Source organism: Sphingobacterium multivorum, from assembly GCF_900457465.1.
Lineage (GTDB): Bacteria > Bacteroidota > Bacteroidia > Sphingobacteriales > Sphingobacteriaceae > Sphingobacterium > Sphingobacterium multivorum.
The window spans coordinates 236,386-249,337 of the sequence record NZ_UAUU01000008.1; the positions used below are offsets into that span (position 1 = coordinate 236,386).

The 12,952-nt window shown below is 41.1% G+C and carries 12 protein-coding genes; 5 read left to right on the forward strand and 7 right to left on the reverse strand.

Annotated features, from left to right (window positions below; all coding sequences use genetic code 11):
- The first annotated feature begins 27 nt into the window (after positions 1–27).
- The 3 genes from DTA23_RS09455 to DTA23_RS09465 all read left to right on the forward strand — a co-directional run bounded on the left by DTA23_RS09455 (position 28) and on the right by DTA23_RS09465 (position 2,310).
- Positions 28–987, forward strand: coding sequence for a helix-turn-helix domain-containing protein (locus DTA23_RS09455; protein WP_256603248.1), 960 nt, complete (start codon positions 28–30; stop codon positions 985–987).
- 259 nt (positions 988–1,246) lie between these two features.
- On the forward strand, positions 1,247–1,762 hold the full coding sequence (locus DTA23_RS09460) for a hypothetical protein (protein ID WP_112374538.1): 516 nt from the start codon (positions 1,247–1,249) through the stop codon (positions 1,760–1,762).
- 194 nt (positions 1,763–1,956) lie between these two features.
- Complete coding sequence (locus tag DTA23_RS09465; protein ID WP_112374539.1) at positions 1,957–2,310, forward strand: YtxH domain-containing protein; 354 nt, start codon at positions 1,957–1,959, stop codon at positions 2,308–2,310.
- Positions 2,311–2,514: 204 nt separating this feature from the next.
- Here the strand turns inward: DTA23_RS09465 and DTA23_RS09470 are convergent, their stop codons facing one another.
- From DTA23_RS09470 to DTA23_RS09485, 5 genes are all read right to left on the reverse strand, one after another.
- On the reverse strand, positions 2,515–2,676 hold the full coding sequence (locus DTA23_RS09470; protein ID WP_112374540.1) for an NAD-dependent epimerase/dehydratase family protein: 162 nt from the start codon (positions 2,674–2,676) through the stop codon (positions 2,515–2,517).
- A 196-nt stretch (positions 2,677–2,872) separates the two neighbouring features.
- Positions 2,873–3,454, reverse strand: a complete 582-nt coding sequence (locus DTA23_RS27535; RefSeq protein ID WP_204990711.1) for an ABC transporter ATP-binding protein — start codon at positions 3,452–3,454, stop codon at positions 2,873–2,875.
- Positions 3,409–4,683, reverse strand: coding sequence for an ABC transporter permease (locus DTA23_RS09475; RefSeq protein ID WP_204990710.1), 1,275 nt, complete (start codon positions 4,681–4,683; stop codon positions 3,409–3,411). Before DTA23_RS09475 ends, DTA23_RS27535 begins: the two co-directional genes overlap by 46 nt.
- Positions 4,683–6,425 (reverse strand): ABC transporter ATP-binding protein, encoded by a 1,743-nt coding sequence (locus DTA23_RS09480; RefSeq protein ID WP_112374541.1) that lies wholly within the window; start codon positions 6,423–6,425, stop codon positions 4,683–4,685. The genes DTA23_RS09475 and DTA23_RS09480 overlap by 1 nt, the downstream gene beginning before the upstream one ends.
- A gap of 24 nt (positions 6,426–6,449) precedes the next feature.
- Entirely contained in the window at positions 6,450–7,271 is an 822-nt protein-coding gene (locus tag DTA23_RS09485) for an SMP-30/gluconolactonase/LRE family protein (RefSeq protein WP_146753044.1), read from the reverse strand.
- A 484-nt stretch (positions 7,272–7,755) separates the two neighbouring features.
- On the opposite strand from DTA23_RS09485, the gene DTA23_RS09490 reads away from it, so the two are divergent.
- Both DTA23_RS09490 and DTA23_RS09495 read left to right on the forward strand, forming a co-directional pair.
- On the forward strand, positions 7,756–9,045 hold the full coding sequence (locus tag DTA23_RS09490; protein WP_112374813.1) for a glycoside hydrolase family 99 protein: 1,290 nt from the start codon (positions 7,756–7,758) through the stop codon (positions 9,043–9,045).
- Positions 9,046–9,387: 342 nt separating this feature from the next.
- Positions 9,388–9,960: a glutathione peroxidase gene (locus DTA23_RS09495; RefSeq protein WP_112374814.1), complete on the forward strand. Its 573-nt coding sequence runs from the start codon at positions 9,388–9,390 to the stop codon at positions 9,958–9,960.
- 872 nt (positions 9,961–10,832) lie between these two features.
- Here DTA23_RS09495 and DTA23_RS27540 read toward each other — a convergent pair.
- The gene (locus tag DTA23_RS27540; RefSeq protein WP_218565333.1) at positions 10,833–12,188 is read right to left on the reverse strand and encodes a P-loop NTPase family protein; all 1,356 of its coding nucleotides are present in this window, start codon (positions 12,186–12,188) and stop codon (positions 10,833–10,835) included.
- A complete protein-coding gene (locus tag DTA23_RS27545; protein WP_218565334.1) occupies positions 12,167–12,742 on the reverse strand; it encodes a DEAD/DEAH box helicase in 576 nt (191 codons plus the stop codon). The genes DTA23_RS27540 and DTA23_RS27545 overlap by 22 nt, the downstream gene beginning before the upstream one ends.
- Between the last annotated feature and the right edge of the window lie 210 nt (positions 12,743–12,952).

Here is a 12,952-nt window from a genome sequence, read left to right on the forward strand (position 1 = left end):
TTAACCAATTTATAATCCATCGATTGGATGAATCTATTTGAACGAAATTTTAAAAAAATAAGACTCTATTGCACAACCGTCCTTTTAATTATACAGAACTCAATCGTTAAATTTGAGAAATTGAGCGGTACAATGGTAAATGATTACAAAAAATATGAGCTATTTGGAAGACCGATGATGCAAAAAATTGCATTGAAGGCACCATTTACATTTGAATTTCCAGTAGCGGAACAGGCTTGCTTCCTCTATGTGCTCGAAGGGGGGATGCAATACCAGGCAAATGACGAAGAGCTAACTATTGCGAAGCATTATTCCTTATTGCTGAATTGTATTAATTCTGGAAAGCGAATCCAGGATGTGAATCCAAGGCAAGATTGTCAGCTGTTAATCGTCACTTTTTATCCAGATACCTTGAAGAAAGTTTACGATAGAGAGTTGCCCTCGTTGCTGCTTGAACCTGAAAATATCATTTCAAACCAATCAAAAGAAAAAATTGACAATGATTTCCTGATCCAGAAATATGTGGAAGGCTTGCTGTTCTATTTTGAAAATCCTTCATTGATCAATGAAGATATACTGGTGCTCAAATTAAAAGAAATTATATTGCTCCTTTCCCAAACGAGAAACGCATCGGTCATACGGGTGATATTATCACAGCTTTTTTCTTCAAGTACCTATTCGTTTAAACAGATCATTGAAGCCAATCTCTTTTCCCAATTGACCATTGAGCAGCTTGCGGAACAGAATAATCTGAGTGTTTCTTCATTTAAAAGAGAGTTTGCCAAATTATATCAGGATACACCTGCCAGCTATATCAAAAATAAGAAGCTCGAAAAGGCGGCAGAGCTCCTTTTGGTTTCCGATCAGCGTGTTTCCGAAATTGCCTTTAACTGTGGATTTAACGACCTCGCAACATTTACAAAGAGTTTTAGTGACAAATACCACATATCGCCAACAAATTATCGTCGACAGCTTAAAAGCAACTAAAAACCAATGGTGACTTGTATATGGTATTCCATTTTTATCGAGGGGACCAAGTTTTCTCCAATAAGATTGTAGTCCTGTTCTTTGAACTAAAACATCAAATCTTTGAACGAAATCAAAAAACCATTTTTCTGATTCTATTGCAACTTTGTAGTGTTCCATTAAAGGGTTGTTATTCCATGGATTGTACCGTGAAAGCGTGGCAACGACTTTACATTACAGGAACATTTTTTTGAAATTATCAACGTTAAAAATAGAAAAAATGAATTTATCAGGTTTAGGAGTTTTCCACACAGTTATTGATCTTACAGCACTTTTAGGCGCTGTATTAGGATTTATCAGCTATGGTAAGATCAATCTTAAAGTATTATCGGGGAAGTTATATTTTTATGCAACAGCCATCACTTCTCTTACGGCATTAGGAATTTCGAAACGGGGCGGCTTCAATGCTGGACATGTTTTTTCACTTTTCATATTGGTTCTTGTCACGGTAGCGTATTGGCTGCACGCAACAAAGAGAAGTAGTACGAAGGCCCGGTATTTTGAGAATTTTCTATGGTCATTCAGTTTTTTCTTGTCGCTCGTGCCTACTGTTAATGAGATCTTTACCAGAGTTCCGGTCGGACATCCATTGGCAAAGGATATAAATGATCCAATTATTGGACAGACCCTTCTTGTCCTCTTTGTACTTTTTATTATTGCGGTCATTTTTCAATACTTCAAACAAAAGAAAATCAACACTGAATTGGGGTCAGAACTAAAAAATCGAATCCAGTAGATCTATTTGATCCAGGCCGTTCCCGAACACTCATCTTTAGTGCCTTTCGATTCATGTGATACTGTAATCTAGTTGTACATTATTTAAAATATGACAAACTAATCTTTTGCTTTTATTGTTAGGTCTTGTATAAGTTTAACAACATAATCATTTTGAAATATATGCTTAATTACGATTGTCTAAAGAAATTAAAGATGTGCGACGGAAAAAATAATTCAACGGGATTACTTCTCGCAATGGTGGCGGGAGCAGCAGTTGGTACATTGGTCGGTCTATTAGTGGCACCGAATAGTGGAAAAAAAACGCGGAAAAAAATCAAGGAAAAAACAAGGGACCTCAAAGAACAGGCAAAACACGCATACGAAGAAGTAGCCGATAAAGTGAAAGACGAGTATGATCATGTGTCTTCCTCGATTAGCGAAACAGCAGGCCATGTGGCTGATAAGGTCTCAAATGAATTTGATAAGTATAAAGATCAAATAAGTGAAAAGACCGCCGAAGAAACTAAAGCGATTAAAGATACAATTAAAGATCATAAAGAAAAATAAGCTTTGTTGATTCAAACAGCAGACCTGATAATACTATTGCTTGGTCTGCTGTTTATTTTTTGATCTCCGCCCCTAAAATTATAATGTCCATGTCCAGATGGACCGTTTTACTGAATCCAACGGCCATTCGATGGTCACGGTTAGCTTTCACTAACTTAGCGAAAGCCCGCTCGAAATTCCAGGGGCGAAAGTTTGGTTTTTGTTTTAAACAAGATCGCCACGGATTACCTGAGCACCTAAATTGGTGATTATTTCTGCTGATTTTTCTGAGCGTCCTAAACCAGATACTTGATGTCCCGCATCGATCATTTCTTGAACAACTGCTGAACCTATGAAGCCCGAAGCTCCAGTTATAAATACTTTCATAATCTTTTTTTTCTTGAGACAAAGTTCTGTGTAAAGTTGACGGCAGATGTATCCAAATGTCAGAATGTTGTAGCCATCTTTCAGAAAATCGATGATCTCGTATTTTGCAAGCCGCTGTACCGTTCAAAAAAGATCCTCTGCCACGAAATGAATACAGTATTCACGGAATAAGTAGGGTGTTAAAGCTTCGGGATGATCAGTCAAACTGTCCCATATACAAACGATAGTATTTACCTTTTTGCTTTAGCAATTCTGTATGCGAACCGAACTCGGCGATTCTCCCTTTTTCGATCAGACAGATGACGTCAGCATTCTTGATGGTCGAGAGTCTATGGGCAATGACGAAGCTTGTTTTGTTTTGCATTAACCGGTCAATACCTTCCTGAATAGCGATTTCAGTTCGTGTATCGATCGAGCTTGTCGCTTCATCCAATATTAAGATTGGCGTATTGGCTATAGTTGCTCGGGCGATGTTAATTAACTGCCGTTGTCCCTGACTCAGATTGGCTCCATCATTGGTCAATTCGGTTTTATATCCTTGTGGCAATTGCATGATAAAGCTATCCGCTGCGGCAAGCTTCGCTGCCGCTATCACTTCATCATCTGTTGCGCTGAGCCGGCCATACCGGATGTTTTCCATAACCGTATCGGTAAACAAATGGGTGTCCTGAAATACAATAGATAGTTTTTTACGCAGTTCATTGCGATCCAGCTTAAAAATCGATGTCTTATCTAACAGAATATCCCCGGATAGCAAAGGGTAGAAGCGAGGCAGCAAATTGATAATTGTCGACTTGCCTTGCCGGCACCAGTTTCACCCACAAAAGCGATCTTTTGACCTGGTTTTACGTCGATGTCAATATCAAATAAAACCTGTTTTTCCGGTACATAGCCAAAATTTACATGCGATAGTGTTACTTGGCCCTGCACCGGGGCCGGCATTGCCTGCGGATCGACCGTTTCACTTTCAGGAGCCGTGTCAATAACGGCAAAAATACGTTCTGCGCCCGCCAACGCTGCCTGTAGGCTATTGTATTGACTGGAAATCTCATTGACAGGCCGTCCAAATTGCCGTGCATACTGTAAAAATGCAGTTAATCCCCCTAAATCGAATCCACGTGTGATCACTAGAATACCACCTGCGATGGTAGTAAGCGCGTAGTTAATGGTGCTCATATTCGCCATCAAAGGCATCATCATGCCAGAATAAAACTGTGCCTTTGTTGCTTTTTCCCGGAGCACTTGATTAAGCTGTTCAAATTGTTCGATGGCGGCGTTTTCGTGCCCGAAGACCTTCACCACTTTTTGTCCGCTGATCATTTCCTCTACATAGCCATTGGCATTGCCGAGTGCAGCTTGGTTGGCGGCAAAAAAACGCTTGCTTTTGTTGATGATCAGTTTCGCCAGATATAACATCAGGGGGATCATGATCAATGCAATAATAGATAGGATAGGGCTGATATATACCATGAGCGCGAGTGTTCCCAACAAGGTAATTGAGCTGATTAAAAGTTGTGTAATGCTATTGTTTAGGGCGTCGCTTACGGTATCCATGTCATTGGTGAAGCGACTCATCAGATCACCATGTTGATGGGTATCGTAAAACTGCAAAGGTAGGTACTGCATGCGGTCGAACAGCTCATTTCGGAGGTTGGAAATCGTTTTCTGTGCAACTTTTATGGTCAGCCGGTATTGCAACATGTTGAAAATTCCTGTAGCGATATAAATTCCGATCATGACGAGGGCGATATGTCCTAGACCAACAATATCTTTTTTAAGTACATAATTGTTGATTGCAGGCCGTAAAAGGTAGTTGCCCGCTAGTGTTCCCGCAGTTCCCAGCAAAAGTGAAATTAAAATCAGCAGAAGCATCAGCCGTTGCGAAGACAGGTAGCGCATCAATCGCCATAAAGCCCTAAATCCCTGTTGGGGCTTTTCATTTTTAATGCGTCTTGAACTTCCGGGGCCGGGTAAACTCACGGGGATGGATTTGTTTGAGGTACTCATTAGGCTTCTTCTTTTTGCAGGTGTTGGGACTGATAAATTTCCTGATAGATGGTATTTGTTTGCAGAAGTACCTCGTGTGATCCGGAACCGACAATGCGGCCTTCTTCCATGACCAATATCTGGTCGGCGTGCATGACGCTTGAAATACGCTGTGCAATAATCAATTGTGTGGTATCCTGCAGATAATTTTTTAAACCTTCACGAATTTTCCGGTCGGTGTCGATGTCCACAGCACTTGTGCTGTCGTCCATAATTAAGATTTTAGGTTTCTTCAATAAAGCCCTGGCAATACATATGCGTTGTTTTTGTCCTCCCGAAACATTGACGCCTCCTTGTCCTAGTAGCGTGTGATATCCGGCGGGGAAGGAGCGTATAAAATCGTCTGCACAGGCAGTCCTGGCAGCAGCATAAATATCCTCATCCGTTGCCTGCTCATTTCCCCATTTGAGATTTTCTAAAATAGTTCCTGAAAAAAGTTGATTTTGCTGCAAGACAATCGCAATCTCACTGCGCAGTTCCTGTAGTTGGTAATTTCTGACATCGATGCCATCGACCAACACGCTACCTTCAGACACATCATACAGTCGTGGGATTAATTGTACCAACGTGCTCTTTCCGGAACCTGTGCCACCTATGATAGCTAAGGTACTCGCAGGCTTCACGTCGAAGCTAATGTTGTCGAGGTTGGGTTTCTCACTTTGTTTGTTGTACCGAAAAGTGACTTGCTGAAAGGCGATCCGTCCTGCTGTGATAGCGTATCTGTTTTGGAGACCTTCCACCGTATCCGATAAGGAAGGCTGTTTCTCTAAAACTTCTTCAATTCTATCACCCGAAGCGATTGCCCTTGAAATCATCATGAAAGTCAATGAGAGCAACATCAAAGAAATAAGGATCTGTGTGATATAACTTAGAAAGGACATCAGTCCACCAAGCGCAAGCGTTCCGGTCATTACTTTCTGTCCGCCAAACCAGGTCACGGCAACGAGCGACAAGCCCATCACCAATTGCATAACAGGCATAATAAGGACAACGATGCTTGAAGCTTTGGTCGCAACATCCATCAGGTCGAAATTGACTTTGTCGAATTTCTTTTTCTCAAAGTCTTGACGTACAAAAGCTTTAACCACCCGCACATTGAGTAGATTTTCCTGCACAACACTATTGACACGATCGACCGCCTGCTGCATCTTGATAAAAAAGGGGAGCCCTTTGCGTAATAATATGAAAATGCTTAGGGCCAATATAGGCAACGCAATGGCCATCACGATGGACAGATCCTTATTTATAGAAACCGCAAAGATAATGGCAAAAACCATCATAAGTGGTGCCCTGAGGAGCATACGCAGGCACATCATCATGACTTGCTGCATCATATTGGTGTCGTTGGTGAGCCGCGTAGTAAGCGACGCCGAACTGAAATAATCGGTATCCGCAAAAGCAAAAGATTGTATTTTTCGAAACAGGGCAGTCCGGAGATTCGTCGCAAAACCCACAGATGCATGTGCAGAGTAATAGATGTTGAACAAATTGGCAACGATGGCAACGATGGCTAACCCGATCATGGCCAATCCAATTTTCAAAATGTAGTTGATATCTTTATGAAAGATTCCGTCATCGACAATAATTGACATTAGACGAGGTTGTACAATTTCGCAAAACACATCAATTAAAACGAAAAAGGGAATAATCAAAAAAGCCTTTCTAAATGACTTGGTATAAGGAGTAAACGTGGAAAGCTTCATCTGCTTGTATATCCATTAAATCATTTAGTCCAGTTTGTATGCCTGAACACTGTTACTCCTAACGGTAGGCACATAAAGCATACCCGAAGATTTGTCGTAACCGATATCGGCAGCATTTATCTTCTTGTCCCGTGTATCAAGCAATACCGTATTGGAGCCGTCAGGTTTGACATAATAGATCAGTCCTTGCCAGCCCGAAACTACAAATTCGTTGGGTTTAATTTGTACGACACCGTCCAATCCACCTTCCATACCTTTCGATATTACAGTGGTTTTTTTATCCTGATCTATCTTAACAAGAGCACCATCCGATAACACATACAAGTCTTTGCCGACAGCCAGCAGTCCGTTTGCACCTTTGAGATTTTCGGCATATAGCATAGGGGCGTCATTTTCAATGCGATATACTTTTCCAAGTCGCGTATCACTCACATAAACAATACCCTTTGAGTCAACTGTAATGTCATTGAGCAGCTCAGCACCATCGATGGTAATTCTTTTAACGATGCTTGCTTTATCTATATCGATGACGGCAATCGATTTAGCGAATGCTTCCGCTGCATAGAGCCGGTTTTTGTAGATTCCTATGCCCAAAACAGCATTTAATCCTGTCACCCAATCTTTTTTGATAAATTTTCCGTCCATATCCAGTTTACTGATGAATGCAGTTGTGTTAGGTTCGAAGGCAATCGTATTTGAAACATAGAGTACTTTGTTTTTGGCATCTACCCAAACGGACTCTGGAGATCTTAGGGTAGTGTCCGATTGCCATTGAGGCGTTAAAGACTTCTGTCCAAACAGGACTTGTACAAACATGATAAGGGTTAATGTTAACGTAATTTTCATAGAAAATCGGATTGGTGTTTATATTAGTTTAATTTATTCGAGTTAAAAAACGACTACTCAAATGAACTTTTGGTCTTCTGTTAAAGAATAAATAGTTGTAGTCAAAAAAACCGACCATTGAGCTCCTTTAATATACAGCATTTAGATCGTATTGTTTTCTTTTTTCGAAAGAAAACCCCATCAGATCGCTTAGATCAATACTTCCTTATAGATAAATTGCTGTAATATTTCTTTTCAATATACGGCAAAATTGCTTTAGGCCCACCAATATATTTATAAATAATTTTTCGTTTCATACCGATTTATAGAAGCTATTAATTTCTTGTTAATAGTTCATTAATGGTACCTCATAACTTTGATTTCGAGAATAAGCCTAATAAAATTTTTGGCCTTTCAAAACAGCGAAGCAGTATGGGCACCAGCATTGAAATAAACCAATATGTATAAACCAGTTTCAACCATTTATAAAAAAAATCTCTTGATTATGAGTATTAAAAAGCAAACAAAATTATGTATGGTCTTCTTGTTGGCAACTTTGCTGGCGTCCTGTTCGAAGATCGAAAAGATGATGGAGCAACCGCTCCCGAAAGAGGAGGCCAAAAAGGCAAATGGCAATAATGCAGTTTCCGCGACAGGCGATGTTGTTGGCCAGATTACTGTGGGATACCAGGGCTGGTTTTCCTGCGCTGGCGACAATTCTCCCATGGGAACACATTGGTGGCACTGGACTGAGGCCTGGCAACAGACGCCGTCCCAGGGTAATTTCCATATTCCTTCTTGGCCCGACAACAGTGAATACCAAAAAAAATACAACAGCAATTTACCGGCGTTGGGCAATGGTTCACCTGCGTCTTTGTTTTCTTCATTTGACGATCAGACAGTCAATGTCCAGGTTAAATGGATGAAAGATTATGGTATCCACACGGCGGCATTGCAGCGATTTAATCCCACAGGGATAGAAGGTCCCATTCGTAACGCCATTACGGCTAAAGTTAAAACTGCCGCCGAGCAACACGGTGTCAAATTTTATATCATGTATGATGTGTCGGCCTGGGTTAATATGCAGGCTGAGATAAAAAATGATTGGCTAAATCTAATGAAACAATATACTCAGTCTCCAGCCTATGCCAAACAGAATGGCAAGCCTGTGGTCGGTATTTGGGGATTTGGTTTTAATGACAACAACCACCCCTGGTCGGCGGCCGTCTGTCTGGATGTGATCCAGTGGTTTCGCGACCAAGGCTGTTATGTCATGGGCGGCACGCCAACACATTGGAGGCTGGCACAAGCAGGGGGAGATTCGAGGCAGGGCTACATCGACGTTTACAAAGCATTTGATATGTTGTCGCCTTGGATGGTAGGACGTATCGGAACCATTGCAGACGTGGATCATTATGCACAGCATATCCAAAATGCTGATCTACAGTTTTGTAATTTAAATAACATAGACTATCAGCCCTGTGTATTGCCGGGCTCACTGCAGGAGGGGCAAAGAAAACATGGTGATTTTATGTGGCGACAATTCTATAATCTGACTTCGCTCGGTGTCAAGAGTATGTATGTGTCTATGTTTGATGAGTACAACGAATCCAATCAGATCGCGAAGACTGCTGCAACCCAACAGGATGTTCCGGTTGGGCTGGGGATTAAATCCATGGATGAAGATGGGACTGCTTGTTCTTCGGATTACTATCTCCGGATCACAATGGACGGTGGAAAGATGCTAAAGGGACAGATACCGCTGAACCCAAATAGACCAACCTCCCCACAATAAGTCAACTTTTAACGAACACAATTGGTTTATATAGTTTAATAGTGCGGCCGAATCTTCGTTATGAAGATTCGGTTTTTTATAGGGTTTTATTATCCGATCAGAAAAGCATTTTTCATTTTCAATTCAGACTTTCTTTAGTAACTTTAATCTATGATGAACGTTGCGCTTACCGTTTATAAAACTTCGCAGCATACGTTTTGTCTTGTACAGCGTTGGTCGGCAAGGTTGTCATGTACCATCCTTGGTCCTAGGTCCAAGGGTATTCATCGACCTAAATTCAGACGATGTTGGGGTGGTTTCGTGTAGCTATAGATTGTCATGTTTCAAAAAAAAATAAAAAAAATGCTCTTTATAATTTTATTCATCGTGGCGGTAGTCGCAGCAGGTGTAGCCTATTATTTATTCACCAATGGTAATGTTAAAGTAGATATGGCCTTGAAGTCAGCTACGCTATATGATTTTAAAGTGAAGGGGTTGGATGGCTCGTCCATCGATTTTGCGCAGTTTAAAGGTAAAAAGATACTTGTTGTAAACACCGCTTCTAAATGTGTATTTACACCACAGTACGAGGGACTCGAACGCTTGTATAAAAGATTTAGTGATAAGTTGGTCATTGTAGGTTTTCCATCAAATGATTTTTTAGACCAAGAACCTGGTAAAGATGCCGAAATAGCTGCTTTTTGTCAACGGAATTACGGCGTAACTTTTCCGATGGCAGCAAAGATTGATGTTAAAGGAAAGCGGCAAGCGCCTATTTATCAGTGGTTAACAAATAGAAGCTTGAACGGCGTAGAAAGTTCTGCTGTCCTGTGGAATTTTCAGAAATATCTGATCGATGAAAACGGCAGGCTTATCAAGCATTTTCCTCCAAAAACAGATCCCGAAGATCCAGCAATTGTAGCGCTGATCGATTAGTTAGACAGCGTTCATTCAACTTTCTTTAAACAGTTGAAAGTCGCGGTAATGGCTGGCTGCACAATGGGAGAAATTCTTTTTTAACTTATTTCTTCACCGCCACTTGCTTACCTGCAGTACTTTTTCATCCAGCTGCGCAGCCAATGATTTCACCCGCGCTTTTAAGATCAATTTTCTACCAGCAATTGTTCGGGTAAAAATTAATTCACAATTTCCCTTACATGTGCTCCCACTGGATTGCTAAAATATTCGGCGAATTCTTTTTTTGCGTGCCAGCAGTTCCGGAACAGCATGATAATCTTCCTGCTTGACAAAAAAAGCAAATTTATCTTTCCTGACAATCACATAACGCGGATTATTGATCGGTGCAATAATCTCTTGTAATGCATGGATAAATATGGATTTGTCGAATGTTGTACCCCTTCTAAATGGCAATAAACGGCACCGGAGCGGTCAACTTTGCGTTTCCACGCCGCACTTCGTTTTGATCAGCCGTATGATATGTGCTTTTAACAAGCTATTTAAGAGCGCAGAACTCACTTGTTTCAGATTCTTTGGAAATATCGCGATATTTCAAATATAGTCTGAGTGACTTTGATCGTATTTCTTCCGAAAAGCCAGCATTCCTACTGCACTCAAGCTGGCGATGTAAATATAAAAAATCTTTCAGGGCTTTGCATATTTTTTAATGCCCCTAAAAAATCCTTGAACGTTGTCAAGCCCCAAAACTTAGCCAGGCCAGCGCCCCACTGTCGCCAGTACATTTCTAATTGTTTTGTTGAGATACAACGATTTTACCCCGTTGATAATCTTGTTCTTCCGCAAAAGGTATCTTGATCTCCTCGACGAGATTCATTCCTCTGGTAAGCGCATCATTCCACCGCTGCCTGAGGTTTACCCGATTGGCAGCAAATAGTAGCATTTTCCGCATTTTTCCGTGAAATTTCCCCAACGTTGTTTATGTTTTCAGGTAGATCAAAACGGCCTATACCATTTTCAATTTCAGGTTCTTGTCGCAAGCGAGACGCCGACAAAAACTTTTGAAACCGTCGTTTTAGTAATTTAAGGTCATCACCACCCGTTGCCGAGGTAGAGTCAGCACATACCAAATGCCAGATATTTGCCGTTTTATCCTTATTGCCCTGTTGCACTCTAATAGCCCGACCGCGCATCTGATTGGAAAGTACAAATGAGCCGACAAAACTCGCTAAAATCAACGCATTGATTGCCGGAGCATCCCAGCCTTCACCTAGCAATGATTTGGTCCCCAGTAGGACTTCAATTTCTCCAACCTGGAATAGCTGTGTGACAATGTGAACAATATCGTGTTTAAGACCCTCCGTCTGGTTTATTAAAAGGTAATTTGCATCAAAAGGAACAGGGCTCGTAGAGCTGTCAAATATACCATATCTAGCAGCAGTAGTTTGAAATGCTGAGTAAGCACTGGCCGGAATAATGATCATGGATCCTGTAAGCACAGCGATTTTCTTATTATTCTTATTTTCCCGTCTTAATTTTTCGAAAATAGGGATGACACCTATTTTGTTCAATTCAAGCGTATTGTGGTCGGTGTTTACATAGAATTCTTTTCGGATGAAATCCGAGAGGACGACCAGCCGAAGGTCTTTCCCCAATTTTTCATATTCAAAATCCACAATCGCGGTAATAGCGTCCATTTTACTGATACTGGATGTTAAATATTGTCGGACACGGCTATTTTGGGAAAAGTTTACCTGTTTTCTTTCCATGGCACCGTGTCGTTGTAATTTATTTTCCAGCGCGCTTCGATGTTCTGCAAATGCATTGAAATGCACCTTTTCCTGATGTAGGTAAAATTCAAGTAGAATTTCGAGCCATTCATAATCCAGGTGAGGTATTTTAAAATCTTTGCCACCGATGATTTCCATATGGAGCTCGGGAATTGGGATTTGGTTGGCATGGAGAAAAATTAAGCATGCCGAGTAATATTTCAAGTTATTATAGACCCAGTCGAGATCATCCATCGGGTTTAGCCATATCGGATGATTTTGGATCCCCTGAAGTACGATTTCGTCCGTGCCTAATTCCTTAAATAGCTTAAGCATACTATCCCTGTAATCGGCAATAAACTGTCTTTCCTTTTCGCTGGGATTGGTGAAATAGATATAATCCTGATGCGGACATAGATCACCTTCAATGACAAGTTCGGGGACCGAAATTTCCGCATCTATGGGGCCGTTGAGGTCCATATAGCGCTGCCATTCTGTTGGAGAGACATCGTAAGGGGAGTCGCTGTTAGGCCAACGATCGTCGGGTTCAGCTTTTTCTTGATATTAATTAATGTATGGCACCACTCATTTTTAAGATGGTGTGCTTCGTCGACGACAATTGTACCAATTTTTTGGGATTTCAATCCTTTTAGGATAAGGTTAAGGTTTGAATCTGCTCCGTTTGGATCTTGATCACTGCAGGCAGCATGCATTCCCTGATAGGTCGCTACAGTGATAAATTTAGGATTTCGGATATCCCTAGAGATCCAGTCAGGCACGGTGTCCGATTGAAGAAAAAGTTCGCAAAACCGTTGTATCCATTGGTTACGGATTGCACGTGTCGGTGAGAGAATTAGCGTTGGTTTATTGATGCGTATAGCAACTTCAAGCCCCAGGACCGTCTTACCTGAGCCGGGAGGCGCCACCACATGTAAATGACCATCTTTAAGATGCTCCTGTAATTCCTCAAGTACCCGCAATTGGTACTTACGCCATGGATATTTGAATTTAATTGCTTTAGGGTACTCAGTCAATAGATTCGGATAATTTAAAATTTACACCATATTGCAGCGCAATATACCAATTTAGTTGCAAATACGATTTGCCGGAAAGGCTTGTGAAATTAACTCTATTGACCTCGAATGTAAGCGACTCACCTCTTGTACCCGAACAGTGCTATGTCCGTGCTTGATCTGTACAGCCTCCAAAAATAGGCTAGTTTTAAGCTCTGAATTTTAGCAAGA